Here is a 25,256-nt window from a genome sequence, read left to right as displayed (position 1 = left end):
CGACCGCGTTTCGCCGCCGCCAGATTTCCGTCCGGAACCGCCGGGCCCGATGCCCGGCGTCCTCCGCCGTTGCGCCTATTTGAACGAGTCCGTGTCGATTGCATCGCCCGCAGATTCCCACTTGCCCGCCTTGATGGTCATCGGGTTGAGGAAATGCCCGCCGAGCGGCTTGTCGGACGAAAAGGTCACCGGCGGGAACACGCCAGAGTCATACGCCTTGAGCTCATGGAAACCTTCGATGAGGGATGCACGCGTCAAGGGCTCCTTGGCCTTCGACAGCCCCTCGACGAAGATCTTCGCCGCGCCATAGCCGAGGAAGGAGACGAAATCCGGCTTCTGGTCGGGGAAATATTTCGCCAGGCGGTCGCGATATTCCTGCGCCGCAGGCGTGTCGGCGAAGGGAGACGTCGTCAGCGAGGCCGCTTTCAGGCCTTCGACATACTCGCCGCCGAGTTCGATCGTGGCGTTGGCGACATTCGGTGCGTAGGTGTAGAGTTGAACGTTCGATCCGGCCTGGCGCAACGCTTTCGAGAGCAAGGCGACTTCCTGAAGCAGCTGGATCGAGACGATCGCTTCCGGATTCTTGTTGATGATGCCGCGCGCGATCGGGCCGTAGTCCGTGGTGCCGATCTTGACGGCAAGCTTTTCCACGGTCGCGCCGGCGTCAACCGCCTTCGCACCCGGCTCGACATTGTTGACGACGTTCTCGAACGCGGCCGCGGCGCCGAAGACTCCCAGGATCTTCTTGTGACCGTCCTGGACCGCCCAGCGGCCCAGCGCGTTGGCCTGATCCTCGTAGAGGACGTGCAGACCCAGGAGGCCCGGTGTCGGTGTCGGCTGATACCAGTCGAGCGCGCCGCCATAAGGCAACAGCATGGGCAGTTTGTGCTCTGCGACTGCGAACGGGAACGTTGCGGCGGTCTGCGCCGTGCCGTGCGGAATGACGGCGGCAAGAATGTTGTCGCTGGTGATCAGCTTGCGGGCTATGGCGATGGTCTGCTGTGGATTGTAGGCGCTGTCCTCGACGAGCCATTCGATCTTCCGCCCGCCGACGCCGCCGGCATCGTTGACGGCGTTGATGAGGGCATCCGCGCCGGCGCGGATCGGCACTCCGTAGACCGCAACCGGGCCTGTCAGCGCGATCCAGCTGCCGACCTTCACACTGTCGGCGGTGACGCCGGGCGCCTCCTCGGCCGCGGCCGGGCTCATCGAAATGCCGAGGCCAAGCGCCGTGGCAAGCGCGAGCGACCTGAAGGAATTCAGGTATGTCATCAAATCCTCCCCTGTGGTTGTTATTAGACCAACCAGACGGTCTATTAATTATTCCAGTCCGGTGCGGGCGTCAAGCTCGGACGCTCGATAAATATATGACCGACTGGACGGACGGCTTTTTATACAGTAAGGCTCTCGAGCATCGACGGTCGGTTCCGGCATCCCCGCGGCGGTTCGCACACCGGCCAAGACCAAGCGATTGGGATAGAAACCCATGCCACATTTTGCTGCAATCGGCTTCGACCATCCGCCCCACTCGATGCACCTGCGCGACCGGCACCGCCCCGAGCACCGCCGCTTCGTCCTCGACAATGTCGCACCGATCCGGATGACGGGCGCGATGCGGGACGCGCATGGCAACCAGTGCGGCACCATCTACGTGTTTGAGGCCGGGTCGGAAGCCGAAGTGTGGGAGTGGGTGCGCAACGAGCCATTCTATGTCAACGGCGTCTATGAAACGATGCGCGTCGTCGAGTGGTCTCCAGCCTACAATCTACTTGAAAAGCGCGATTGGCCGACTTGACGAGGTTCCCGGCACTTTCGCAGTTTGGTCTCATCTCCCTCCGGAGAACCGATCAGGCGGCAGGTCAGTCGCCGTCATTTCCGCCGAGCGCGGCATGCGGGCTGCGCCCTCGACGGTGTGGCTGTTCCTCGACCGGCGCGGCATCACGAAAAAAAAGACGGCGCACGTCGTCGAGCAGCAGCGCGCGGACGTCCTTCGCCGCCGCATGGTCTGGTTCGACGGCCAACTCGATCTCGATCCCGAGGGACTGATCTTCATCGACGAGACCGCGGCATCCACGAAGATGGCCCGGCTGCGCGGCCGTGCTTCATGCGGCGAACACTGTCGGGCGGTCGTTCCATACGGCCATTGGAAGACGACCACCTTCACCGCCGGCCCGCGGCTGTCCGGCATGGCGGTACCGATGCTGCTCGACGGCCCGATAAACGGCGCTGCGGTTCCCAGCCTATGCCGAGCAGGTTCTCGCACACGAGTTTCGCCCCGGCGATATCGTGGTCATGGACAATTTGCCGCCCCACAAGATCAGCGGCGTGCGCGAGGCCATCGAGAGGGTCGGGGCGCGGCTCCTGTTCCTGCCGCCCTACTCGCCGGACTTCAACCCGATCGAGATGGCTTTCTCGAAGCTCAAGGCCCTCCTGAGGAACGCCGCTACCAGAACCGCCGACGAACTCTGGTCGGCCGCCGCCGACTGCCTCTCAGCCTTCACCACCGAGCATGCCGGCGCCACTTCGAGGCCGCCGGATATGACCCGGATTAAGACGAATCTGCTCCAGCTCTTTGACTGACGACAATGGGGGCGCAAAGCTGCCTTCCGTATGCGGAAGTGTGGGCGTCGTCGTCAGCCCTGCACGTTGAAGATATCTACTCGAAGATCCTGGCTGACGGGACTTCGTCAACAAACCCGGTCGAACAAGATTGTGGTTTCTGCGAGTGCCGGCAGCCTCAGAGAGGAATAGTGAAACTGAAGTGCCCATTTCCTACGTTCATGGCCCGCCATTTGCCGCCGATTGCCCGCTATTGCCGCCTGTCAAACGCCATCCGGAACTGCCCCCTTTGCGTCATGAAGAACTGCCCCCACCGTTGGGTTCATGATCTCGGTTGAAGGTTGGTTCCGCCGGTGGCGGGACGGAGGGAGGCGGAGCCGACCGGAGGCCCGTCACCGGCGGGCGGCTTGATGAGGCCGCTCTTTCGCTTGGCGCGGAGCCGGTAGCTGTCGCCGCGGATGGTCAGTACATGGCTGTGATGCAAGAGCCGGTCGAGGATCGCGGTGGCGACCACCGGGTCGGCGAACACGGTGCCCCATTCGGCAACGCTGCGGTTCGAGGTGATCAACATGGCGCCGGCTTCGTAGCGCCGGCTGACCAGCTGGAAGAACAGGTGCGCCGCATCGGGTTCGAGCGGCAGGTAGCCGAGCTCGTCGACGATCAGCAGCTTCGGCTTCGACAGCGCCAGCAGTTTCTCGTCCAGGCGCCGCTCGCCATGCGCCTTGGCGAGGCCGGCGGCCAGCGTCGTCGCCGTCGTGAACTGCACCGTGTATCCGGCCAGGATCGCCTCCCGCCCGAGCGCGATCGACAGGTGCGTCTTGCCGACGCCCGGCGGGCCGAGCAGCAGCACGTTCTCACCGTTGGCGATCCAGCGGGACGCGGCCAGGTCGCGGATCTGCTTGGGATCGATCGACGGCTGTGCCTCGAAGTCGAAGCCCGCAAGCTCCTTCACCGCCGGAAAGTGTGCGAGCTTCAGCCCCATCTCGATACGGCGGTGATCCTTGCGCGCGATCTCGCGCTCGCACAGCAGGATCAGCGTCTCACGCGCCGACAGGTCCGCGCGCGCCGCCTCGTCGAGCAGGCTGTCGAGCTGGTCGCGGATGCCGGTCAGCTGCAATCGCGCCAGCATGGCCTCGTGCGGATCGGTCGGCGCTTCGGTTGCTTTCTTTCCGCGTGCCATCAGAAGCTCCCTCCGATCGCTGCTTCGTATTCGGCAAGAGGACGCAACAACGAGGGCGGTGGGGACGACGTCGGCAAGGTCGGTGATCCGATCTGCACTCGGCGGACGGCGCCATCGCGACCGGCAACACCGTCGAGGTGGGCGGGATCGACGACCCGCAGGCGGCGCCCCTGCGATTGCTTGTGGACCGCAACCTCGCGCGCGCCATGGCGGATGCGCACCTCACCGGCCGCCACCGTCACCGCCACCCGCTCGCCGATCAGCCGCCACGGCACCGAGTAGCTGTTGGTGTCGATCTCGACTGCGCAATCGTTGCCGACGATGCGAGTCAGCTCACGCAACGATCCGAACCCCGCCCGTCCGCCGAGCGGCTTCAACCGGTGCGCCTCGTCACGCTCGAAGCGGGCGGTCGGCGCCTCGCCGGTCGTGCCGTGGATGCGCACGTTCGCCACCTCACGCTCCCACCTACCCAGATGCGCCTCGAACGCTTCCCAGCTCGCGAAGCAATGCCCCGCGATCGCATTCTTCTTCACGTAGCCGACGCCGCTCTCCGTCTTGCCCTTCGTGCGCGCCCGATACGGCGCGCAGGCGCGAGGACAAAAGCCCCAATGCTTCGCGAACGCAATCAGCTTGTCGTTGAACTGAACCGACCGGCTCACCGCGTCATGCCGAACCACCAGTGCGCGCGGATTGTCCATCAGCACTTCCTCCGGCACGCCGCCGAAACTCGTGAACGCGCGCTCCAGCCCGCCGAACCAGTGCTCCTGCTTCTCGGCCCGGAACGCACGCACATGCAGCCGTCGCGAATGCCCCAGCGTTGCCACGAACATGAATGCTGATCTTGGCGCCGCCGATCTCGACCAGACGCTCGCCGAAGTCGATCTGCAGCTGTCGGCCCGGCGGCGTCTCGAACCGCGTCGTCGCCAGCGCCTCGGCCTTCTGCGCCTGACGGTGACACTGCACCGCCCGCTGCAGCGTTCGCCGGCTGACCGCCAACCCCTTCTCGGACAGCAGGTCCTGGCGCACCACATCCGCATTGCCGCGATGCCGAATGAACCTCTCGCGCAGCCAGCCCTCAAGGCCGTCGAGCCGTTTTGCCCGCTCAGCCGACTGAAAGGCTTCACGCCGTCCGCCGCCACGTAGGCCTTCACCGTGTGATGGCTGCAGCCAAGCTGCCGCGCGATCCGCTTCACACCCCACCCGCACGCCCTCAGGCGCAACATCTCCGCCACATCGTCCGGCGTCTTCATCACCTGCCCCCGTGGATCTCTCCACGACAGGCTTTCCGTGATTCGTTCCTCGCTCATTCGATCTCTCCTCGGTTGTCCAAGGAGGGGGCAATTCCTCGTGACGCCGAGGGGGCAATTTTCCATGGCGCGCGACACGCCGATCACCGCACACCCATCAAGCAACATAGCAAACTGCCGATTCTACGCTCTGACCCGATTGATCTCGACCCAGCGATGGACCTGGTTCAGCGCAATCAGTGATAGCGGGCACCTGATCGAGCACAAGGAGGAGCGGCACGTTCTGTCGAAGTGGGGCAATGATTTGCGCCAGAGCTACCGGACGCTGGCGCAGGCGGCCGGCGCGTCGGAACTGGACATCCACCTGTTGATGAACCACTCGCTGCCCGGCGTGAATGCCGGCTACATCACGCGCGACAGCCTGCTACGCGATCATTTGCGTAAGCAGCAGGGCGCATCTCGAAGGTCATCGTCGACAGTGCGAAGGGCAAGGCCGAGGGGCCGGACCTGAGCTGGCTTCGTCAGGCGAAGGTGGCCACGCTACCGGTGCTGCCTGAGGAGGCGATGAAGGCGGCCGCCTAAGCAGCTGACCAGCGGACAGTCGAACTCGCTCATGTTGGCGAGCAACGGCGCGCCGGGCATGAGCTTGGCGAATTCGCGGAACATCTCGACCGTCGCCAAAGCCTCGGGAAAAATCGACGATGCAATCGAATCCGAACTCATTCCGATCATGCGGTTCGCCCGTGTCTTGCGCAGAGACATCGATGCCGTCAACAACGCCATCGAACTGCCCCGGGGCAACGGACAGGCCGAAGGCCAGATTAACCGCCTCAAGGCCCTCAAGCGCGCAATGTACGGCAGGGCAGGCCCCGAATTGCTGAGGGCACGAATGCTGCCACCGCGCCACACAAAGTGAGGAAGAGCCAGATTTCTTGCTTGGCCGTGAAGGTCATGTCGGCGGCACCGCCAAGGATAACCGGCTGTTCGTGGAGGCGGTCTTGTATCGCTATCGGGCGAGGATCCCGTGGCGGGACTTGCCGGAGCGGTTCGGTCACTTCCTGGCCATTCATACGCGCCATACACGCTGGAGCAAAAGCGGGGTCTGGCAGAAGGTTTTCGAACTTCTCGCCGAAGACGCCGACAATGAATACGCCATGATCGATTTGATCATCGTCCGCGCCCATCAACACAGCGCCGGCGCAAAAGGGGGGACCGGGAACGCGAAGCCATAGGGCGCAGCAAGGGTGGGCTGAGCACCAAAATCCACGCCCGTTGTGACGCCTTGGGCAACCCGACCGGCTTTCATCTGACGCCTGGCCAGAAGCATGATCTGTGCGGAGCCGATGCGCTTTTGCCTGACCTGTTCGACAAGATCACCGCCTTCATCGCCGACAAGGCATTCGATGCCAAAGAGCGTGTGCTCGATCTGCTTCAAGGCGCCGGTGTCGAGATCGTCATTCCGCCGCGGTCAAATCGAAAACAACCACGCCGCTACGACACAGAGCTCTACAAGGCCAGGCATCTCATCGAGAACTTCTTCGCAAAGCTCAAACAGTATCGTGCCATCGCAACCCGCTACGACAAGCGCGCAACCAACTTCCTCGACGCCATACTCCTCGCCGCAGCCGTCATTCTCCTCAACTGATCACAGGCCCTAGTTTAGCAACCCTTATTCGACCCCACAGAAATCACCGGTCTCCTTGAACACCGCGCGCAGTTCGCAGTTCGCGATGCCGAAGGCGCGCCAACCGAAAGCTACCGCATGAGGTCGGGCAGGGCCGTCACGAGTTCGGGCACCGCGATCAGCAGGCAGGCGACCAGGAGCGCTGCCGCGATATAGGGCACCGAGGCGTGGACCACGTCTGCGAGCGTCACGCCGCGCGGCGCAACGCCAGCCAGAACGAAAAGCCCTATCCCGAAGGGCGGGGTCGCGAGGCTGATTTCCAGCATCAGCAGGATGAGGATCGCCAGCCAGATGGTGTCGAAGCCTAGACCGGCCGCCAACGGAAAGAATATCGGCCCGACAAGCATGATGATCGACACCGATTCCATCAGCATCCCGAGCACGAGCGCGATCAGCAGCATGCCGGCGAGCACCCAGAGTGGATGAAGCGACAGCGACGTCGCCCATCCGATCAGGCCGCCGGATGCTCCCGACAGGGCGAGGATCTGGCTGAAGGTCGACGCGCCGACGATGATCAGGAAGACCATGCCGGTCACCCTGACCGTTCCAAGCACCGATTTGCTTATGCTTTCCCATGTGAGGGAGCGGAAGGCGGCCGCCAGCATGAGCACGCCGAGAACACCAAAGGCCGCTGCCTCGGAAGGCGTGGCGATGCCTAGAATTATCAGCCCGACGACCATGAAGATGACGCCCGCCATGGGCAGGACGTTTGTCGCGAGAAGGCGCAACTTTGCGCCAAGCGGCGCCGGTTCGACGTCATAGTGCGGCGCCGCTTCGGGATCGCGCCAGACTGCGTAGGCGATGATGCCGACATAGGCCGATGCCAGGAGGAGCCCGGGAACGATCCCGGCGATCAAAAGCTTGCCGATATCGACCTGCGCGATGCTGCCGAGCAGGACGCCGAGCGCGGACGGCGGGAACATGATCGCCAAGCCGCCCGTCGCGATGATCGGCCCCATGGAAAGAATCGGCTTGTAGTGGCGGACCTGCATCTGTGGCAGCAATGTCGATCCCAGCATCGCGATATTGGCGATGCTCGAGCCCGATAACGCTGCAAAAAGCGTCCCTCCGCCCACGGTGAGATAGGAAAGCCGTCCGGGGACGCGCCCCAGCAACCGGTCGATCGCATCGAACACGCGAAGCGCCACACCGGGGTGGAAGAAGAGTTCTCCCATCAGCAGGAAGAGAGGAACCGGCACGAGCGTGAAGGTGGTCACCGACGTCGTGGCGTTGGCGACGAGCTGCAAGACCGAGACCTCCCCACCGATGAAGACCAGCGCGCCGACCAGATTGGCGGCGAGGAAGGCGAAGGCCACCGGCATGCGCATGGCCATGAGGAAAAGGATCGTCCCGACCAGGAGGCTGCCGGCTGGTTCCGTCGCAAACTCGAATCGGAAACGCAGGAAAGCCCCTTTGTGTCCTCAGGCAGCGAGAATGCTGAACTGCTTGGCAAGCGATGGGGCCGGATCATAGGCATACCTCGCCTGACGTTTGCGCATCATGTGAACCATTTCGATGCCGGACAATATCGTCGCTAAGCCGAGCATCGGGCGGATCCGGCGCTTGATACGCCGATGATCCTGCTCGATCCGGTTGTTCATGTATTGGCTCTACCAGAGGTTCTGTCGCAAATGCTGGAACCGGTCAGAGAGCGGCCTATCGTGGGGCGGATTTCAGGCGGCGATTGTCTCGAATTGCTCCTTCAGCATTGCTCTCGGGTTGAAGGCGAAACGTCCCTGCCGCTTGCGCATCATGTGAACCATCTCGATACCAGCCAAAGTGGCTGCAGCCGATGAGAACGCCTTGAACCCCATCATGGGTCTTGACCCGGCGCTTGATGCGCCGATGGTCCTGTTCGATCCGGTTGTTGAGATATTGACTGCGGGGTATCCGGATTGGCTTCAAGTTTCTGGCTGATCGATCCCGCAAGCGGCTTTCGCCGTCACAAGCCGCGATCGCCTCCTGATTGGTCTGGCTGCCGTCGATGACAATTCGGTCGGGGCGGCCATGTCGGTGCAACGCCTTGCGCATAAAGCGCTTGGCCGCAAGGAGATCACGTTGTTCGCTAAGCATGAACTCCACCGTGTCGCCGACACTATCGATGGCCCGGTAGAGGTACATCCACTGGCCGCGAACTTTGATGTAGGTTTCATCCATATGCCACCTGCCCGACAGAGCACGCTTGCGCAGGTTGAAGCGCTCCAGCAACATCGGCGAAAAGCGCCTGACCCAGCGATTGACGGTGGAATGGTCAACCACGACGCCACGCTCGCCCATCATTTCCTCCAAGTCGCGTAGGCTCAGGTTGTAGGCCAGGTACCAGCGGATGCACAACAGAATGACGGACTGATCGAAGTGGCGGCCTTTGAACATCTGCTGATCCCGATTGGACCGCCCTCATGCCATCTCTGCATTGCTGAAAAGTTTGCGACAGAACCGCGAGTGGTGGGGAAGAACTGCAATCTCGAGCTGGTCATCGACGACATCCGCACCGAACTCGCCGGTCGCCCCTACGAGCTGGTCGCGGTCGCCGGCGGCTGGCAGCACCGGACCAAAAAAGCCTTTTCCGACGTCATCCGCGGTGCTTTCGGCACGGCCGCAGGGCACGCCGAGGGATCAAAAGAGCTGTCGCAGTCGGAGGCTCTTGTCTTGATGTGCATTGCTTATTTCCAGCCGATTACGCGTGGCGAGCTGTCGTCCTTCTTCGGCAAGGAGGTGTCGCGCGACCTGATCGGCGTGCTGCGCGCGCAGGAATTGATCGCCTCGGGGCCGCGCAGCCCACAGCCGGGCGCGCCCTACACCTATGTGACGACGAAGACCTTCCTCTCGCAGTTCGGGCTCGACACGCTGCGCCAGCTGCCGGATTTCGAGGCGCTCGAAGACGCCGGCCTGCTGTCGAAGGAGAAGCTGCTCGCCGGGGATATACCGGCCGGCCTTGGCCGGGGGGGGGGGGGGGGGCGACGGCGAAGAGGGCGAGCCAACGACAGGCGTCGTTGAGGATGAGGCGCTTTGAACCGATCGAAAAACGGTTGCTTACGGCAGCTAGCAACTCAGGGCCAGGACGACTGGTCGTGCGGCAGCCGGTGATCGGGATCATGAACCGCGACATGATCGCCGTCGACAAGATTGGCCGGAAAGATCACCAGATTGGTGCCGCCGGCATGACGCAGCGACGGAAACAGGATGCCGCGCAGCCCTGCAGTGATGACCAGATCCGCGAGCTTCCACGAGGGCGGGATTTTCCTCTCGATGCGGGCGATCTGGCGCCAGGCACAATCCCATTCTTGCCAGGCGCCGTCCCAGATGTCCGGGTCGAATCCCTGCGAAAGGTCGGCTACTTCGGCGAGGGTGATCTTGTAGGCGGCAAGGGTGGCTGGCGGGGTGATGCTGGCGCCCTGCCTGTATTCATCGAGAGCCGTCTGGGTCGAACGGGACAGATAGAGTGCTTCGACGCTGGGCCGATTGAAGCGCCCGCCGTCTGTCGCCGCTCCTGCGCCACTGGTAGGCAGGAAAGCCCATTTGGGTGTCAGGTAGCGATGGAAGATCTCGTCGGGACCGATTTGGGCGACCTTCACCCGCGCGCCCCGTTCTCGAGATCCCGGATGAAGGCCAGAACCGCCTCGACCTGGCCGTCGGCGACGAGCTCGGCCGCCGTGCGATGGCCATAGTCGGCGATCGGTTCGTTGCGATACCAGTAGATCGCCTTGTCGACGTCGCCGGTGAGCTCCGTCGCGGCCGAAATCACCTTGACCATCTCGCGCATCCGGCCCTGCAGGCGCTCCGATGACGGATTGCGCAGTGTGTTGCGGTGGACACCGGTCAGCTGGGCCAGGTTGGCCACCTTCACGCCAAGCGCCTGCGACAGGCGCTTCGGCGAGATGTAGGGCGTGCGCGGCTCCTGCAGGCTGTCGACGAAGCCTGAAACCACTTTCGATTGTGCGAGCTGTGCGCGGGTCATGACAAATCTCCGACCTCTCATACGCACAATATATGCACAATCCAACGCATAGCAAGTGAACAGAGGACTGACGCCCTCTACCGATTTCGGCGTCAACAGGCGTCTTACCCTCACAAACGCCATGTAGGGTTCGGTTTCGAGCATCGCGGCCATCAACCGTGGCCATCAACCGTGTCCATCAACCGTTGCTTTGGCGACGGAAGATGGTTGATACTGGAATTCATAAACAGGATCTGTCGTCCATCGAGTATGCATAGCTGAGGCGAAGCCTCGAATCCACATGTCGCCCGCTCGATCGGATTAAGCAACTCATGTGTTGCGCGGTCACGCAGAAGAGTTGTTAAGCCGGTGTTAAAGATATTGCAGCGATACGACGGTATCGGTCATTAGAGTCGCTTACCTGCTTCTCTCAGGATTAAGGCGCTATTTCTTGGGTTTCATCTGTGGGTGATCCGCCTCTGCCGCGTCGCTTTCCGTCTTAAGATCAGCAACCAGGGACTCCAGCTCGCGAAGATGCTGGGCAAACTTATCAGGAAGGGGAACGGCCACAGTGTCGGCGGCGGGTTGTCATGGCTGTGAGTGTTTGCGCGCGTCATGCCTTCGTGGAAACGGACTGCCAGCGCGTCTGAGAGGCGAACGTAGCGCAGCAGCTGGGTCTGGATGACATCCGTGCCACGTTGGACGATATTGCGGAAGATCACTTCTTCCACCACACGCTCATAGGTGTCGCGCAACCGGCCATAAAGGTTCTTCACACGATACTCGTACTCCGCCGGGCTAGTGCGCTGTCTCGGCCGAAGACGCCGTGCGTCAGGCGGACATCGTGGTCGCCGCTACCCCCTCGCGGGAGCCACTGTTTCAGTCCGATTGGGTGCGTGACGGCACACACGTCGTCAGCATGGGTTCGGATGCGCCCGGCAAGCACGAAGTGCCGACCAAATTGTACTCGAAGGCAATCCTGTTCTGCGACTTGGCTTCACAGTCCGTCCAGATCGGCGACTTTCAGCACGTGCGCCACGAAATCGAGGCAGGAACGCTCCACGTGACGCCAATCGGCGACGTCATTGAGGGCCGTGCGCCGGGACGCCGCTCGGAAGAGCAGATCACCGTCTTCGACAGCTCCGGCATTTCGCTGCAGGACCTCTACATGGCCGACGCGCTGATCAAAGCAAAGTCGGGCCGCGGCGCGATTGGCTAGCGCGCACACGCGCCCCTCTGGAGCTACCGGGGCAGCAAGCGAACCCATCGCCAACTGCCTCAAGAGTGTCGGGCCTAGCCTCGCACCTTGACGAGGGCGCGCTCGAGGGAGGCAAGGAAGAGATCGACGTGCTCGGCCCGGCAGACCAGCGGAGGGCGCACCTTGAGCGTGTCCTCGTTTGCCCCCGTGGTGCTGATGAGGACGCCGTCGTCACGCATCGCGTTGACCACATCCAAAGCCATGACACGTCGGCCTGCCGCTGGCGTACCCTCCGCGCCGATGTCGACCCCAACGAACAGACCGGCGTGTCGAATTCCACGGACTGCATCATGCCGCCTTGAGACCTCCTCCAGCCCGGCCCGGATGCGCCGGCCCATGGCAAGCGCATTCTGGGGGATGCGGTCTCGCTGCAGGATCGTCAGCACGGCGTTGGCGGTCGCGATACCAACCGTATTGCCGGCGAACGTGTTGGAGTAGCGCGCCGTGGCACCAAAGCGCTCCATGGGGTCCCTGCGGCCAACGACGGCACCGATCGGGAACCCGTTGCCCATCGGCTTGCCGAGGGTAACCAGATCCGGAACGATTCCGTGCTGCTCGAAACCCCACATATGGGCGCCGGTTCGTCCAAAGCCCGGCTGAACCTCGTCGGCAATGACGAGGCCACCCGCCTCCCGCACCGCCTCAACGCCCCGGGCAATGAAACCTGGCGGATCGACCCACACGCCATCGCTGGAAAAGATGCTGTCAAAGAGCAGGGCCGCAACGCCGATGCCACGACGGTTCAGATCCAGAATGGCCGAACGCACCTGCGCTTCGAAATAGTCACCGGCCTGGGTGTCGGGCACGCCCGCTGGCCCCGGCAGCGATACCATGCGCACGAATGGGCTGAGCTTGACGGCATCGCCGAGGTTCGGCGAAACCGCTGCGACCGACGCGCTCGTGCCGTGATACGCATAGGAAGAAACGATCACGCCTTCGTTGCCGCTGGCAAATCGCGCAATCCGCAAGGCCAGATCGTTGGACTCGCTACCCGTGCAGGTGAAGACCACCCGGTCGAGCTCGTTTGGGAACGTCTCGACCAAGCGTTCCGCATAGTCGATCAGCCTTGCCTCGAGATAGCGCGTGTTGGCGCTGATTCGAGTCGCCTGCTCAGCCATCGCGGCATTCACTTCCGGGTGGCAATGGCCGAGCGACGGCACATTGTTGTAGAAGTCGAGATAGGCCCGCCCGTCCGGGTCGTAGAGCCACATACCCTCCGCGCGAACGAAGTGCACAGGCCGGCAGTACTGAAGCCGGTAGGAGGCCCCGAGAACACTGTCCCGGCGGGCAATCAACTCGGCCTCGCGCTCGGGAAGGTCAGATTCGCCGGGTCTGTAGCGATTAGGCATGAGATCCGTGGACATGTGCTTCTGCCTATCTGAAAGAGTGTTCCGGTCGATTCACGTTTCTATTGGTTGCGGCGACGACGTCGCCGCCAGGACCGCCGCTTCGCCGGCGGCCATATCGAGAGGCGCTAGGATGGAAAGACCGCGCTCGGCGCGTGCGACGTTCTTCTTGATATACTGGGCGTCGGCGGGAAAGAGATGCGAGCGCCAATAATTGACCAGTATCAGCGCGCTTTGCCGCGCCTTCATCAGTCCGACGAGCAGCCTCGCCTCCAGTGCCGAAAGCGGGATAACGGAGGCATAGCCAGCAATCAGGCGTTCCGCCCCTCCGAGCGGCAAGGCCGGGTCCGTTACCATGTGACCTGCCGCGATCGCCAGGTCTTGAATCCTGGGGCTCCAGCAGCCATCGCCAAAATCGATGAAGGCGATCCCCTGACCAGTCACCATCATATTGTGTGGGCTGGGATCGTTGTGAGTGACTTGCCACGCCAGATCAGCGATCTGCGGTTCGATACGCGCCACATACTCCGCCATTGCGGCGCGGACGTTGTCTGCAACGCTGCCCGAGGGTAGATATTGCTCGAATTCCGTCAACCGCGACCAGCACCCGATGTGCCAAAGAACGGGGCGATCGACCGCGTGCACATCGACTTGCGCAAGCGCCAGGTCGAGGTGAGCCAGAGCGCGCCCTGTTTGGAGAAGCATATCCGGGGTGGTCGTTGCCTTGTGCAACGGATCGCCCTCGATCCGTGACTGCACGTAGCCGCACACACCCTCCTCCTCGAACATCAGGGCGCCGCTGCTGGTGCGGATCACCTGGGGTGCGGCGAAGCCCGCAGCCCCTTGCAGTCCAGCCATGACGCCGGTTTGGAAACGGAAGCTGTCAAGCGCTTCCGGCCTTGTCGAAGTCTTGAGGATCAGCCCGCGGCCTTCCGGCAGGTTGACTTTAGCCGTGCGCTCCACCTCGAAGGACAATGTTGCGACCGACCCCGTCAATCCGTAGTGGCGCTTCAGCAGCGCCGCCGACATGTCCGGTTCGGAAGGATCCGGCCGCATGGCCAGCATCGCGGCGGCAGCGGGAAAACCGGCTGCCGCGCCGGACAAACGGTCGCGCGCCGCATCCATGCTGTCAGATCCCAAAAACGCCCGGCAACTGTGACACGTCACGGATTTCGACGTACTCGTAGTACGGATTGGCTGGTTCGTGGCCACGATTGACCCAGACCTTGCTCTTGATGTCCAGGTCATAGGCGGACATCAGGTCATGGCGGAAGGACGAGGAAACGTGGGTTATGTCCTCCGGGCCGCAACCCAGCGTGTCGAACATGTATTCGAAAGCCTTGAAATGCGGCTTGTAGGCGCCCGCGTCTTCGGCAGTCAAAACGGCATGAAAAGGCGCGCCGAGCTTCGCCACATTCGACGGAATCTGGGCATTCATCGAGTTGGTCAACGTGACCAGCGGAATTTCCTTCGCCAGCTTGGCCAGACCCTCGGGGACGTCAGGATGCGGTCCCCAAGTTGGGATACGGTTGTAGATCGTTTCGGCGTCTTCGGCTCGGAACGGGACATTGTTGCGGCGGCAGGCGCGCTCGAAGGCGTTGTGGACAACCTCGGCATAAGGCTTCCATGCCTGCATCACCTCGTCGATGCGGTAGCCTTGGAAATTTTTGATGAATTCATCCATGCGCGGCCCGTCCAGAAGCTGGCCGTGCAGGTCCCGTGCGGCTTCCGCCATTTGAAAGTTGATCAGCGTGCCGTGGCAATCGAAAGTCACGTATTTCGGCCGGAAACGATTCATGTCCTTGAACCCCTGTGGTCTGCCTGTGGTTGAAGGATAGCCGCTGCCGGTTGGCAGAATCTGCCGCAATGCATCGACTTTCAGCAGGAGGCTCTCCGCTCAACCGCAAACTTAGCACGACCTTTTGGGCTCTGTTTCCGGTGTCCGCGGTCGCTCAGGCGTCGCCTTGCCAAACTTGGTCGAGCGTGCCCATTTGGCCAGCCTGTCACCTTGAGCCTCGCGTTCGGGACTTTTCGACCCTGACTCGCTCAGTGCTGAAGGCGCCAGCCGAAGCGTGCCTCGATCACAGCCTCATTTGCCTGGTAGCCGGACTTTGACATACATCTATCCGCTATCCGTTCAGGTCGCGTTCGGAAGAAGGACGTATATATGCCCGTCTCTCTCGGCCACCGGGTGCACGACCAGATGTTCGCACCCGGCTGGTGCGTTGCGCGGCACGCCGTCGCTCAACCCGAACTCCGCGAAATGCAACGGACAGACGATGTGTCCGTCATCCACGAACCCCTTCGAGAGCGAAGCCACCGAATGGGGGCAGCGATCGTCCATCGCATGACACTGCCCCTGCTGGCGAGTGACCGCAAGCACACGCTTTGCCGGGTGTTCAATCTGCACGAGCGCGCCTTCCGGGATGTCGGCTGAAGCGCAGAGGTGGTGTTCGGTTCTCGGCACATTGGGCACTGCAGCCGCGAGGGGAGCAGCGACCGGATCGTCGGCCAAACGGCGCATCATCCGGTGGATCAGTTCCGGCCGATCAAGAGCAACGACGAAGCTGCCATAATCCCAGAAACCGTCGCCCTCGGCGACGAGAGGCGCCCGCGGGTCGGGCATGCCAACGATCTGAAGCCTATGGCCGAATTGATCCGACCAAAAATAGGCAGGTTCCCGTGCAGACTGTTCCATCCCGAGCACATGGCGGGCAGCTCGTTCTGCCTGGACGTTGGCGTTCTGCCAGCTCTCGATGCGTCCCATAGGATGGCGGGCGACGTCGCCGATGGCGTAGACCCCGTCGATTTCCGTCGCTCCATTCTCATCCGTGAGAATACCGTCGTCGCACGCCAGGCCCGCTCTGCGGGCAATGCCGTCCAGCGGCACCATGCCGATCGCAACGATGAGATGATCGGCCTCCTGTACCTGGCTGCCGATACTGCAGCGGACGGCGCCTTCCATTTCCCGGAAGCTGGGGTCAACCCCAAACCGCAGGAGGACGCCGTTGTCGCCGAGCAAGTCCTCCAGTCGTTGAGAGATTTCGGGTGGAAGTATCCGAGGCGCAAGCCGCTTTGACGGGGCGAAGAGCGTGACCTTGGCGCCCGACTGCCGGGCAATTGCAGCGGCCTCCATGCCGATCCAGCCGCCGCCGAAGACAAAAAGCCGTGTTTCGGGAAGCAAAATGCCTGCGATGCGCGCCGCATCTTCGAGTGTCCGCAGGACATGCACCCGTCCGTGTCCCCGGTCGAGATCGGGCAGCCGCCGGGCCGCGCCGCCGGTTGCCAGTATCAGCGTGCCGAAGCTGGTCTCAGTGCCGTCGGAGGTCTCGACCCGGCGCCGCGGAAGATCGAGAGCCTCGACCGTGGTACCAAGGTGGAGCGATATCCCCAAACCTTCGGCTTCGGCGGCGGATAGGATCGGAACATGAGTTTCGCGATTTGCTGTCGCCAAACGCTTGGACAGCGGCGGTCGTTCGTAGGGCGCATGGCGCTCGGCACCGTAGAGGCGGATGGCGCCGGTATAGCCCAAGCGCCGTAGCGCGCGCGCCGCCATGGCGCCGGCCTGTCCCGCCCCCACGATCAGCACGGGGTCGATACCGCGGCTGACCTCTTGACCTGTCAGGACATCGCCTTGCGCTACATCGCCTCCCTCCAATACATCGCAATAGATCCCGAAATTTCGCTCGTACCGCTTCACCAGCGCTCTGAGAATGGCGGGATCCTCAGGAAGGTCTCCCATCGCGAGGGTCGTGAAACCGCAGCGGCCACAGGGGCGTGTCCCGCGCACGCGAACGCCCCCAATGGTGAACTCCCTTCCCAACAGCGCGTATTCCGGAAGCTCAGCGGCGTCGTCCGGAAGATCTACCAGGATGTTGGGGCGAAAGCGGCGGTAGTCGATCAGGCTCGCCGGAATGATCCGGCGCAGGTGATCGAGAGACTGGAGGCTGAGGATATGCAGCGGCGACATGCTGTATCGCGGCGAGCGATGCGGCCCATAAGCATGAAGTTCTACCGCCTGGCCGAAAACTGCCTCGATGCGCGACGTGATTTCGGGATCGTCGGCCGGCAGCCAGGACTGGCCGTCGGTCGACAGTTCTAGCTCCTCCCTAAGTCGCGCATGAATTTGGGGCGCGGCATTCCAGCGGCCGTCGCGTGCGGGGTAAATCTGGTGGCCGGTATCCCGCTCGAAGAATCCGAACCGGCGATCGCCAGCAATTCCGGACAATGCAAGCGTGGCTCGCTTGAGTTCTTCGCCTGCGAGAGAGCTTACCGGGTAGCGGATCAGCTTAACGACGGATCCGATCATCGTCTCACCCATCTGTCTCGTTCGTCCTTGTAGCCAAGATCGTCCGGCGGGGCCTCGGCGACGTATGGCGGCTGCTCCGCCTTCTCAGCGGCGCGCGCGCCACCAGAGGAACTTGTCCTGCAGGGCGCAGCCCTTGATGATCGCCGGAATAAACCACGGATTGGCGCGATAGAACGGCACGGCCGAGGGCGGGCGGAAGTCGAGGCTGAACGTGCCTCGTCGGCTTGCCCTATCAGCTTGTGTGTCAATCGGCGTGCACATTTTGCACGCCGATTGACACCCTAACGCCAGCAGGTCTCTCGTGCGGAAGGGTCATCAAAAGGCCATGCTTGCTCCCCTTCCAACTATAAAGAGAAGGGGCGAATGAACCGCCCCCCATCTCATCGTAGCAGCAGTGCCAGAACGCTAGTTTTTCAGGCGCGTTCCAGGGCGGGTTCCAAGCCAACGGCGGCGGCTAGTCCGCCAATATCCTTGATCTCGGTATATTCATAGAACGGATTGGCGGGTTCATGACCGCGGTTGACCCAGACCTTGCTCTTGATCCCCAGATCATAGGCCGGCATCAGGTCGTAGCGGAAAGAGGAGGACACGTGAGTGATGTCTTCGGGACCGCAGCCGAGCTTGTCGAGCATATACTCAAAGCCCTTTATCAGCGGCTTGTAGGCGCCAACCTCTTCGGCGGTGATGACGGTGTGAAAGGGCGCACCGAGCTTTTCGACATTCGACATGATCAGGTTGTTCATCGAATTCGACAGGATCACCAGCGGGATTTCCTTGGCCACCCTGGAGAGTCCTGCCGGGACGTCCGGGTGCGGGCCCCAGGTCGGCACTTCGTCGTTGATGCGTTGCGCGTCTTCGGGCTTGAACTGGATACCGATGCGCTTGCAGCTGCGTTCAACGGCATTGTGCACCACTTCACCGAAGGGCTTCCATGCGCCCAGGACCTCGTCCAGGCGATAGCCCCTGAAAGCCTCGACGAAATTGGCCATGGCCTCAGTAGAAAGGCGCTCGGCATACACACGCCGCGCCGCACCAGCCATGTCGAAATTGGTCAGCGTGCCATAGCAGTCGAAGGTGATATACTTTGGCCTAAATTTGGTCATGGCGTGCGCTCCTTTCATTTTGACGACCCCGACTGGCCGCTCACGGAACGCTATAATTGTGCGAACAGTGGAGCATAATTTTCCGAACGTTCGCCGCTTGAAGTGCATTGTACTGAATTTGGCCGCTCCTTAGGCACAATCTGTCGCCCTGCCACGCACAAGCCCGGGACGGCGGCTCTCCTCAGGCGGGTAACCGCTCGCCCCGCCTTCGCCTCGCGCTTCAGATTGAATATTGTACAACAATAAGGTTGGAAACATTCAGCCTCCATCAGCGCATCGACATTGATGACGCAGGCGCGGGTTCATGCCCCGTGGCACGGAAGGGCCGCTGGCTCGGTTGTGAGCTAAAGCCTCTTATCATTTGTCGATTCTCGGGCGCTACTAAGGTCGGCGACGTGCCCGGATGGCAATCCAAATGGGTCGCGCCTTCCCTGTCCTTCATGTCGAAGGGACGTTCATGTATTGAACAGGCCCAAAAATTGTTGTACAAAATCGGCAAAGCAACGTAGCGTCGAACCCGTTTCGGCGGCACCTGAACTGAGTGGAAAATGGGTTACTCTCAACAGACCAAGCCAGCCCGCGCGTCGGAGCTTTCCGAAGCCTGCCATCCCGTCGGCGCGGCGGAGGCTGAAGTAATCGCTGCACGCCTTTATAGTATTCGCGGCTCGGCCACGCGTTTTGAGACCGAGAAAGACGACACGTTTCTCCTCGGCTGCGCGGACCATGGGAAGTTCGTGCTGAAGATCGCTCATCCTTCCGAGCGTCTGGAGGAGCTCGATTTCCAGGTCGCGCTCTTGCGCCATATCGCGGGGCGAGCTCCGGATCTGCCCGTTCCCCGTGCGCACCGCGACGTCGACGGCGCGGCTTTGCCCATCGTCACGACCAGCGCCGGTGAACGGCGTGTGGTGCGGCTCATCACCTTTCTGGCCGGCACGCCGCTCGACCGGGCGACGTCCACCGCCCCGCAGCGGGAGCGGATCGGCGAAGTCCTGGCAAAACTACGCCACGCCATGGCCGATTTTTCCCACCCTGCGGACAGTCGAACCCTGGCATGGGACGTCACCCATCTGCTCGATTTGTCCGATCTGCTGGACTTCGTCCCGGCGGGCGGCAAGCGCGCCTGGACCATCCGTGCGCTGGAGCGCTTTGCAGAGATCAAGCCGAGGCTCGACCTGTGTCGGCGGCAGGTGCTCCACAACGACTTCAACACGTCGAACCTGGTCGTCGACCCTGCCAGTTCGAATTTCCTGACAGGCGTCATCGACTTCGGCGATGCGGTTCGCACGGCCATTGCCGTCGATGTCTCTACGGCATTGATGAACCAGATGCCCAAAGCCGTCGGAAACCGGCGGGACCTCTTCGACGAACCGCGTGACGTCCTGCGCGGCTATCTCCGACACGCTGACCTGACGGACGAGGAGCTGCGACTCATTCCTTTCCTGGCACAGGGTCGCCTTGCGGTCCGCGCCCTGCTGACCTGCTGGCGCGCCGAGCTCTTCCCTGAGAACAGCCGCTACATCCTGCGCAACACCGAGGCGGGCTGGGCGCACCTGGAATGGTTCAATTCGTTGTCGACCACGCAGATATCAGACCTTCTTACCCGAGAGGAACCGTAATGCCGAAACAAGCAACCACCCTGCCCAAGGGCTTCCGTGGCGACATGGCGAATGGCTTCAACCCTGCGGAAGCGGCTCACCTCTCGAATGATGACGCGGCGCATGTGGCCAGGCGGCAAAGGCTGCTGGGGCCTGCCTATCGGCTGTTCTACAGGACCCCGGTCGAGATTTCCCGCGCCAAGGGCGTCTTCCTCTATGACAAGCATGGCAACGAATATCTCGACGCCTACAACAACGTCGTATCGCTGGGTCACGCTCATCCACGCGTCGTCGGGGCTATCCAAAAGCAGCTCGAAGTCCTCTGCACCCACACGCGTTACATGCAGGAACCCCTGCTGAACTATGCCGAAGTCCTGATCAATACCTTGGGTGGCGAACTCGGCCGGACCGGATGCGCGATGTTCACCTGCACTGGCTCCGAGGCCAACGATCTCGCCTTGCGCATCGCGCGCTATCACACCCGCAGGAACGGCGTCATCGTCACGGCCGAGGCCTATCACGGCAATAGCGGCGCGGTGGCGGCAATCTCGCCGTCGCTCGGCAAGAAATCGGCGCTGGATCCCTACGTTCGAACGGTCGCTGCCCCAGACTCCTACCGCCTGCCTGTCGCGGAAATCGGCCGGCGGATGGCGGAGGATGTCGCGCGGCAGATTGCCGACCTCGAAAGGCATGGCGACGGCCTGGCGGCGTTCATCGCCGACTCCGTCTTCTCCTCCGATGGTCTCTATGTCGAGCCCACGGACGTGCTGGCGCCGGTGGCGGAAGTCGTCCGCAGGGCCGGAGGCCTGTTTATCGCCGACGAAGTGCAATCCGGTTTCGGCCGGACCGGCACCCGCCTTTGGGGACACGCCCGACATGGGGTCGATCCGGATATCGTCACCCTTGGGAAGCCCATGGGCAACGGCTATCCCGTAGCGGGCCTGGTGGTCCGGCGCGAACTCGTAGCCGAGTTCGGGGCCAGCATGCGTTACTTCAACACGTTCGGTGGCAATTCCGTCGCTATCGCCGCCGCGCACGCCGTGCTCGACACGATCCTCGAAGAGGGTTTGATGGAAAACGCGACCAAGGTTGGCGGTGAAATCCTCGACGGTCTCCACGACCTGCAGAACAAATACGAATTCGTCGGTGATGTGCGTGGGGCAGGCCTCTATTTCGCCGTCGAACTCGTCAAGGACCGCGACGGCAAGATACCCGACATGGATCGCGCGCTCGCGGCCGTCAATGCTCTGCGCGACCAGCGCATTCTCATCTCCGCGACAGGGGCAGACGCCCATATTCTCAAGATCAGGCCCCCGCTTGTCTTCACGTCGTCCAACGTGGGGCGTCTGCTCGAAGGTGTCGACAATGCGCTGCGGGCGGTGCAGACCTAGGAGCGGATGCATTAGGATCCTTTGCTGGCGCTGCGGCACCTGACGCAACTGCACGCGCAACACCATTAACAACCAGGCCCATGAAGCAAGTCCACGACCTTGACGCCAACGTCCCCGTTAGCGCTGTAGATATCCTGGCGCAGGACTTGCGACGCCGCATCCTGTCGGGAGCTTTCCAGCCTGGCGAATTTCTCCGCGACGCCAGGATGTGCGAAGAGCACTCGACCTCACGGCACACGTTCCGTGCGGCGGCCCAGTTGCTCGTCACACAGGGCTTGCTACGTCAGATCCCGAACCGAGGCTTCATGCTGCCCGAATTCGGACCGGACGACATTGTCGACATCACACGGGTGCGCGGCGCCATAGAGGGCGAAGCCATCCGTTTGATCGTGCTGACCGGAGTCATTCCGCCCCTGGCGCTCGAGGCGGTCGAGGTCATGCATGCCTCGACCCTGTCCTCAGACAAGTCGGCGCTGGTGACTGCGGACCGCGACTTCCATCGCGCCATCATCGCAGCGAGCGGGAGCGCCCGCCTGAAGCGAGCCTATTCGCACCTTGAGGGGGAGATCGAGCTTCTTCTCGTCCAGCGGCAGGCTTTTTACGGCACCGCTAAGGAAATGGCGCTGGAGCACGATCGGCTTATTAGCAGCCTGAAAAGCCGCCACTTCGACACCGCCCGGGAGGCCTTCACGGAGCACTGGGAAGATCTCCAGATCAAATTGCTCGATCAACGCTGACCATCGCTCCCTACACTCATCACGGCGCAGAAATGGCTAACAGAACTTTGTCCCGCCTTCCATAACCAACGGTCTGGGTGACTGCCCAACCGGACTTCCTAAACCGTGGCAGGGTCAGCGTTGCTCCCAAACATCAAGCATACCGTAAAACCGGACGGCCAGGGAGCATTAAGGGCCATCGTTTCTGCCGATGCAGGAGCCTAGAAATAGCCGAGGATGGATTTGACCTCGAGATACTCCAACATGCCCTCGAGACCGTATTCGCGTCCGTTTCCTGATTGCTTGAAACCGCCAAACGGCGCGTGCGGGTCCCAGACCGGGTAGTTGAGATGCACCTGACCGGCGCGGATCCGCGAGGCGACGTCTTTGGCACGGTCCATATCTCTGCCCTGCACATGCGCGCCGAGGCCATAGACGCTGTCGTTGGCAATGGTGACGGCCTCCTCCACCGTCTCGTATGGGATGATGCAAAGCACCGGGCCGAAGATTTCCTCCTGGGCAATACGCATCCCCGTGCGCACCTCGGAAAAAATCGTCGGCTTGATGTAGAGCCCGACATTCAGGCCGCTTGGACGACCCTGTCCGCCGGTGAGAAGCTTCGCGCCTTCCGAGATGCCGACGCCGATCATGGTTTGAATACGGTCGAACTGGGCACGGTTGGCGATTGCGCCGTGTGTGGTGGTCTCCGCGAGAGGATCGCCGACGACGATCTCGTCCGCGGCGCGTTCGGCGGTCGACTCGACCTGCGAGAGCAAGGCCCGCGGCACGATCATGCGCGTCGGCGCGCTGCACGACTGGCCGAGATTGCGGAAGCCGGCAGCCACGCCCAGCGCAACGGCGCGGTCGAGATCGGCATCGGGCAGGATCACGTTCGGCGACTTGCCGCCCAACTCCTGTGCCACGCGCTTGACCGTCGGCGCCGCTGCCTCTGCCACAGCGATACCGGCGCGGGTAGACCCGGTGATGGATATCATGTCCACATCCGGATGGGAGGCGAGAGCGGCGCCGACGCCTGCCCCGTCGCCATTCACCAGGTTGAAGACACCGGCAGGGAACCCGGCTTCCTCGATCGCCTCGGCAAACAGCAGGGCGCTCAAAGGCGAAAGCTCGCTCGGCTTCAGGACGACCGCGCAGCCCGCGGCGAGCGCCGGCGCGACCTTGGCGGTGATCTGGTAGAGCGGCCAGTTCCAGGGCGTGATCAACGCGCACACACCGATCGCTTCTCGCGTGACGGCCGTGTGGCCGCGCTGCTCGACGAAGGCGAAGGACTTCAGGACATCACGGGCGGTCTTCACATGGGCGACCGCGAGCGGAACCTGCGCCGAGCGCGCATAACCGATCGCCGCGCCCATTTCGAGGGTCAGGCACTGTGCGATCAGTTCGCCACGCGCCTCGAGCAGCGCCTGCAAGCGATCGAGCAAATCGGCGCGGTATTCCGGCTTGGTCCGGCTCCATCTGGCGAACGCCCGGCGCGCCGCGTCAACAGCCGCGTCCACGTCCGCGCCGTTCCCGAGCGGGAACCGGGCGACGACCGCCTCCGTCGCCGGATTGACCACGACGCCCTCGGCGGCGCCGCTCGGCGCGCGCCATTCGCCGCCGATGAAGAACTTGTCCAAGCGGCCGTTGCGGGACAAATGCTCGAGGGGCGTCATCATGTCACCAAGTCCTTCATGCGGTAGTAGGCACCGAGGATCGGCAGGATCCAGGGCGTGGAGATCGGAGCCCCTACCAGCCACGGATCCGCTCCCACCGCGCCTCGATTTCTGGGCTCGCTCCATTGACGACGCTGTAAAAGTCGTGCTGGCCGGCCATCGCGCAGGCGTGGTTGGGCAGGATGCGTACCCGCGCGCCGACCGGGAGGTTGGGCATCGTCTTGCCGGAGCCGTTGCGGATCGCAAGGATGCCGTGCTCCTGGCTGGCCTGGGCGACGATCACGTCTTCGAGCACCTGTCCTGCCTCGTCGCAGACCATGCCGTAGCCCTGATCCACCTGCTGGCTCGCGGTGCCACGATCGCGCGATAGCGCCATCCATCCCGCATCGACCAGCACCCAGCCCTTTTCCGGCTTGACACCGATGACCGTGGCCAGCACCGAAATCGCGAGATCGTCCACTGCACAGACCCCCACCCCGTGCTGGACGAGGTCGAAGAACATATAGACCCCCGCGCGTAGCTCCGTCACACCTTCCAGATTCTCGGCAAAATGCGCGGTCGGTGTCGATCCGAGGCTGACAATCGGGCACGCATGACCATGAGCCCGCAGGATTTCGGCGGCGCGCACCGTGGCTAGGCGCTCGGCCTCAGCCGCTTTTACCAGCGCATCGGGCGAGCTCAAGCCATAGGATTCGCCCGCATGGGCGAGGACGCCCGCGAAGTTGGCGCCCGCCGCGACGACCCTGCCGGCCACCTCAATGAGCTTGGGATCGTCCGGCTTCAATCCGCCGCGATGGTCGTCGCAATCCAGTTCGATGAGCACGGACGGCGTGATGCCCGTGGCCTGGCGCACATCGGCCAGGGCATCGGCCTGCTCAACGGTATCGAGCAGCAGCTTCAGGTCGATGCCGGTGCGGCGGCAAAGCTCCGCCGCACGAAGTGCCGAGGCCGGCGACAAGCCGACCGCATAGGTCATGTCGCTATAGCCGTGGCGGGCGAAGTATTCCGCCTCGGCGATGGTCGACACCGTGATCGGGCCGGGTTCAGTGGGGAACGCCCGTTGGGCCACGTCGATGCTCTTGGCCGTCTTCATGTGCGGCCGCAGGACAACGCCCAGCTTCCTGGCGCGATCGGCGAGACGCATTATGTTGCGATCGAGCTTTGCGCGATCCAGCAGCAGCGCCGGCGTGACAAGGCCGTCAACCTTCTGGATCGGTTTCAGCAATTCCGCGTTCGTTGCCATCTTCCCGATGTTCCT

General features: G+C 62.7%; 23 protein-coding genes and 4 pseudogenes. 10 read left to right on the top strand and 17 right to left on the bottom strand.

Annotated features, from left to right (window positions below; all coding sequences use genetic code 11):
- Window positions 1-75: 75 nt before the first annotated feature.
- Entirely contained in the window at window positions 76-1,272 is a 1,197-nt protein-coding gene (locus JN302_RS07375) for an ABC transporter substrate-binding protein (protein WP_202310902.1), read from the bottom strand.
- Window positions 1,273-1,486: 214 nt separating this feature from the next.
- On the opposite strand from JN302_RS07375, the gene JN302_RS07370 reads away from it, so the two are divergent.
- On the top strand, window positions 1,487-1,795 hold the full coding sequence (locus JN302_RS07370; protein ID WP_202310900.1) for a YciI family protein: 309 nt from the start codon (window positions 1,487-1,489) through the stop codon (window positions 1,793-1,795).
- A 76-nt stretch (window positions 1,796-1,871) separates the two neighbouring features.
- Window positions 1,872-2,552 (top strand): annotated as a pseudogene (locus JN302_RS39055) (IS630 family transposase); the annotation flags it as partial.
- A gap of 329 nt (window positions 2,553-2,881) precedes the next feature.
- Here the strand turns inward: JN302_RS39055 and istB are convergent.
- Both istB and istA read right to left on the bottom strand, forming a co-directional pair.
- Window positions 2,882-3,739, bottom strand: a complete 858-nt coding sequence (gene istB / locus JN302_RS07355) for an IS21-like element helper ATPase IstB (RefSeq protein WP_202332471.1) — start codon at window positions 3,737-3,739, stop codon at window positions 2,882-2,884.
- Window positions 3,739-4,923, bottom strand: coding sequence for an IS21 family transposase (gene istA, locus JN302_RS07350; RefSeq protein WP_446720742.1), 1,185 nt, complete (start codon window positions 4,921-4,923; stop codon window positions 3,739-3,741). The genes istB and istA overlap by 1 nt, the downstream gene beginning before the upstream one ends.
- A 187-nt stretch (window positions 4,924-5,110) precedes the next feature.
- Here istA and JN302_RS07345 point away from each other — a divergent pair, with 187 nt between their 5' ends.
- The 3 genes and pseudogenes from JN302_RS07345 to JN302_RS07335 all read left to right on the top strand — a co-directional run bounded on the left by JN302_RS07345 (window position 5,111) and on the right by JN302_RS07335 (window position 6,631).
- Window positions 5,111-5,497 carry a hypothetical protein gene (locus tag JN302_RS07345; protein WP_342215927.1) on the top strand — a complete coding sequence of 129 codons (387 nt, stop codon included), beginning with the start codon at window positions 5,111-5,113 and terminating at the stop codon, window positions 5,495-5,497.
- Window positions 5,498-5,722: 225 nt separating this feature from the next.
- Window positions 5,723-5,902, top strand: a pseudogene (locus JN302_RS07340) (ISL3 family transposase); the annotation flags it as partial.
- A gap of 16 nt (window positions 5,903-5,918) precedes the next feature.
- A protein-coding gene (locus JN302_RS07335) for an IS5 family transposase (protein WP_446720715.1) occupies window positions 5,919-6,631 on the top strand; the annotation gives its coding sequence in 2 pieces (ribosomal slippage) (window positions 5,919-6,207 and window positions 6,207-6,631; 714 coding nt in all).
- Between the two features lie 110 nt (window positions 6,632-6,741).
- Here the strand turns inward: JN302_RS07335 and JN302_RS07330 are convergent.
- The 3 genes and pseudogenes from JN302_RS07330 to JN302_RS07320 all read right to left on the bottom strand — a co-directional run bounded on the left by JN302_RS07330 (window position 6,742) and on the right by JN302_RS07320 (window position 9,043).
- Window positions 6,742-8,016 (bottom strand): TRAP transporter large permease, encoded by a 1,275-nt coding sequence (locus tag JN302_RS07330; RefSeq protein WP_342215986.1) that lies wholly within the window; start codon window positions 8,014-8,016, stop codon window positions 6,742-6,744.
- A 75-nt stretch (window positions 8,017-8,091) separates the two neighbouring features.
- Window positions 8,092-8,280 (bottom strand): annotated as a pseudogene (locus tag JN302_RS07325) (DDE-type integrase/transposase/recombinase); the annotation flags it as partial.
- A 63-nt stretch (window positions 8,281-8,343) separates the two neighbouring features.
- Window positions 8,344-9,043 (bottom strand): IS6 family transposase gene (locus JN302_RS07320; RefSeq protein ID WP_202332469.1). Its coding sequence is split into 2 segments (ribosomal slippage): window positions 8,344-8,493 and window positions 8,495-9,043, totalling 699 coding nucleotides; the frame shifts between segments, so codons are not numbered across the junction.
- A 6-nt stretch (window positions 9,044-9,049) separates the two neighbouring features.
- Between JN302_RS07320 and scpB the strand changes: the two genes are divergently transcribed.
- On the top strand, window positions 9,050-9,667 hold the full coding sequence (gene scpB, locus JN302_RS07315) for an SMC-Scp complex subunit ScpB (protein ID WP_244846617.1): 618 nt from the start codon (window positions 9,050-9,052) through the stop codon (window positions 9,665-9,667).
- Between the two features lie 53 nt (window positions 9,668-9,720).
- On the opposite strand, the gene JN302_RS07310 is transcribed toward scpB, so the two are convergent.
- From JN302_RS07310 to JN302_RS07300, 3 genes are all read right to left on the bottom strand, one after another.
- A complete protein-coding gene (locus tag JN302_RS07310; protein ID WP_202332468.1) occupies window positions 9,721-10,245 on the bottom strand; it encodes an RES family NAD+ phosphorylase in 525 nt (174 codons plus the stop codon).
- On the bottom strand, window positions 10,242-10,628 hold the full coding sequence (locus JN302_RS07305; protein ID WP_202332467.1) for a hypothetical protein: 387 nt from the start codon (window positions 10,626-10,628) through the stop codon (window positions 10,242-10,244). Before JN302_RS07305 ends, JN302_RS07310 begins: the two co-directional genes overlap by 4 nt.
- Before the next feature lie 437 nt (window positions 10,629-11,065).
- Window positions 11,066-11,383: a hypothetical protein gene (locus JN302_RS07300; protein ID WP_202332466.1), complete on the bottom strand. Its 318-nt coding sequence runs from the start codon at window positions 11,381-11,383 to the stop codon at window positions 11,066-11,068.
- A gap of 41 nt (window positions 11,384-11,424) precedes the next feature.
- Here JN302_RS07300 and JN302_RS07295 point away from each other — a divergent pair.
- Window positions 11,425-11,826: pseudogene (locus JN302_RS07295) on the top strand (ornithine cyclodeaminase family protein); the annotation flags it as partial.
- A gap of 74 nt (window positions 11,827-11,900) precedes the next feature.
- Here the strand turns inward: JN302_RS07295 and JN302_RS07290 are convergent.
- From JN302_RS07290 to JN302_RS07265, 6 genes are all read right to left on the bottom strand, one after another.
- A complete protein-coding gene (locus JN302_RS07290; RefSeq protein ID WP_202306061.1) occupies window positions 11,901-13,229 on the bottom strand; it encodes an aspartate aminotransferase family protein in 1,329 nt (442 codons plus the stop codon).
- Between the two features lie 36 nt (window positions 13,230-13,265).
- Complete coding sequence (locus JN302_RS07285) at window positions 13,266-14,336, bottom strand: phosphotransferase enzyme family protein (protein WP_202332464.1); 1,071 nt, start codon at window positions 14,334-14,336, stop codon at window positions 13,266-13,268.
- A 4-nt stretch (window positions 14,337-14,340) separates the two neighbouring features.
- Window positions 14,341-15,009, bottom strand: a complete 669-nt coding sequence (locus JN302_RS07280) for a haloacid dehalogenase type II (RefSeq protein ID WP_202315021.1) — start codon at window positions 15,007-15,009, stop codon at window positions 14,341-14,343.
- A gap of 339 nt (window positions 15,010-15,348) precedes the next feature.
- A complete protein-coding gene (locus JN302_RS07275; RefSeq protein ID WP_202332463.1) occupies window positions 15,349-17,532 on the bottom strand; it encodes an FAD-dependent oxidoreductase in 2,184 nt (727 codons plus the stop codon).
- 72 nt (window positions 17,533-17,604) lie between these two features.
- Complete coding sequence (locus JN302_RS07270; protein ID WP_202332462.1) at window positions 17,605-17,781, bottom strand: hypothetical protein; 177 nt, start codon at window positions 17,779-17,781, stop codon at window positions 17,605-17,607.
- Between the two features lie 152 nt (window positions 17,782-17,933).
- Entirely contained in the window at window positions 17,934-18,623 is a 690-nt protein-coding gene (locus JN302_RS07265; RefSeq protein WP_202332461.1) for a haloacid dehalogenase type II, read from the bottom strand.
- Window positions 18,624-19,171: 548 nt separating this feature from the next.
- On the opposite strand from JN302_RS07265, the gene JN302_RS07260 reads away from it, so the two are divergent.
- The 3 genes from JN302_RS07260 (at window position 19,172) to JN302_RS07250 (ending at window position 22,346) form a co-directional block, all read left to right on the top strand.
- Window positions 19,172-20,239 (top strand): phosphotransferase, encoded by a 1,068-nt coding sequence (locus tag JN302_RS07260; RefSeq protein WP_202332460.1) that lies wholly within the window; start codon window positions 19,172-19,174, stop codon window positions 20,237-20,239.
- Window positions 20,239-21,609 carry an aspartate aminotransferase family protein gene (locus JN302_RS07255; RefSeq protein ID WP_202332459.1) on the top strand — a complete coding sequence of 457 codons (1,371 nt, stop codon included), beginning with the start codon at window positions 20,239-20,241 and terminating at the stop codon, window positions 21,607-21,609. Before JN302_RS07260 ends, JN302_RS07255 begins: the two co-directional genes overlap by 1 nt.
- Before the next feature lie 80 nt (window positions 21,610-21,689).
- A complete protein-coding gene (locus JN302_RS07250; RefSeq protein ID WP_202332458.1) occupies window positions 21,690-22,346 on the top strand; it encodes a GntR family transcriptional regulator in 657 nt (218 codons plus the stop codon).
- A 200-nt stretch (window positions 22,347-22,546) separates the two neighbouring features.
- Here the strand turns inward: JN302_RS07250 and JN302_RS07245 are convergent, their stop codons facing one another.
- Both JN302_RS07245 and JN302_RS07240 read right to left on the bottom strand, forming a co-directional pair.
- Window positions 22,547-24,001 carry an aldehyde dehydrogenase family protein gene (locus JN302_RS07245; protein ID WP_202332457.1) on the bottom strand — a complete coding sequence of 485 codons (1,455 nt, stop codon included), beginning with the start codon at window positions 23,999-24,001 and terminating at the stop codon, window positions 22,547-22,549.
- A gap of 70 nt (window positions 24,002-24,071) precedes the next feature.
- Window positions 24,072-25,241 (bottom strand): alanine racemase, encoded by a 1,170-nt coding sequence (locus tag JN302_RS07240; RefSeq protein WP_202332456.1) that lies wholly within the window; start codon window positions 25,239-25,241, stop codon window positions 24,072-24,074.
- Window positions 25,242-25,256: the final 15 nt, after the last annotated feature.

It is taken from the genome of Mesorhizobium sp. L-8-3 (genome assembly GCF_016756615.1).
Lineage (GTDB): Bacteria > Pseudomonadota > Alphaproteobacteria > Rhizobiales > Rhizobiaceae.
The sequence above is the reverse complement of the archived record's forward strand: the minus strand, read 5'-3'. Positions and strand labels throughout refer to the sequence as shown.

What these genes read in the sequence shown, in the direction of transcription:
- JN302_RS07375 (WP_202310902.1), bottom strand. Translation starts at nt 1,272, where the DNA reads ATGACATACCTGAATTCCTTCAGGTCGCTCGCGCTTGCCACGGCGCTT.
- JN302_RS07370 (WP_202310900.1), top strand. Translation starts at nt 1,487, where the DNA reads ATGCCACATTTTGCTGCAATCGGCTTCGACCATCCGCCCCACTCGATG.
- istB (WP_202332471.1), bottom strand. Translation starts at nt 3,739, where the DNA reads ATGGCACGCGGAAAGAAAGCAACCGAAGCGCCGACCGATCCGCACGAG.
- JN302_RS07345 (WP_342215927.1), top strand. Translation starts at nt 5,111, where the DNA reads ATGGCGCGCGACACGCCGATCACCGCACACCCATCAAGCAACATAGCA.
- JN302_RS07305 (WP_202332467.1), bottom strand. Translation starts at nt 10,628, where the DNA reads ATGACCCGCGCACAGCTCGCACAATCGAAAGTGGTTTCAGGCTTCGTC.
- JN302_RS07290 (WP_202306061.1), bottom strand. Translation starts at nt 13,229, where the DNA reads ATGTCCACGGATCTCATGCCTAATCGCTACAGACCCGGCGAATCTGAC.
- JN302_RS07285 (WP_202332464.1), bottom strand. Translation starts at nt 14,336, where the DNA reads ATGGATGCGGCGCGCGACCGTTTGTCCGGCGCGGCAGCCGGTTTTCCC.
- JN302_RS07280 (WP_202315021.1), bottom strand. Translation starts at nt 15,009, where the DNA reads ATGAATCGTTTCCGGCCGAAATACGTGACTTTCGATTGCCACGGCACG.
- JN302_RS07275 (WP_202332463.1), bottom strand. Translation starts at nt 17,532, where the DNA reads ATGGGTGAGACGATGATCGGATCCGTCGTTAAGCTGATCCGCTACCCG.
- JN302_RS07270 (WP_202332462.1), bottom strand. Translation starts at nt 17,781, where the DNA reads ATGTGCACGCCGATTGACACACAAGCTGATAGGGCAAGCCGACGAGGC.
- JN302_RS07265 (WP_202332461.1), bottom strand. Translation starts at nt 18,623, where the DNA reads ATGACCAAATTTAGGCCAAAGTATATCACCTTCGACTGCTATGGCACG.
- JN302_RS07260 (WP_202332460.1), top strand. Translation starts at nt 19,172, where the DNA reads ATGGGTTACTCTCAACAGACCAAGCCAGCCCGCGCGTCGGAGCTTTCC.
- JN302_RS07255 (WP_202332459.1), top strand. Translation starts at nt 20,239, where the DNA reads ATGCCGAAACAAGCAACCACCCTGCCCAAGGGCTTCCGTGGCGACATG.
- JN302_RS07250 (WP_202332458.1), top strand. Translation starts at nt 21,690, where the DNA reads ATGAAGCAAGTCCACGACCTTGACGCCAACGTCCCCGTTAGCGCTGTA.
- JN302_RS07245 (WP_202332457.1), bottom strand. Translation starts at nt 24,001, where the DNA reads ATGATGACGCCCCTCGAGCATTTGTCCCGCAACGGCCGCTTGGACAAG.
- JN302_RS07240 (WP_202332456.1), bottom strand. Translation starts at nt 25,241, where the DNA reads ATGGCAACGAACGCGGAATTGCTGAAACCGATCCAGAAGGTTGACGGC.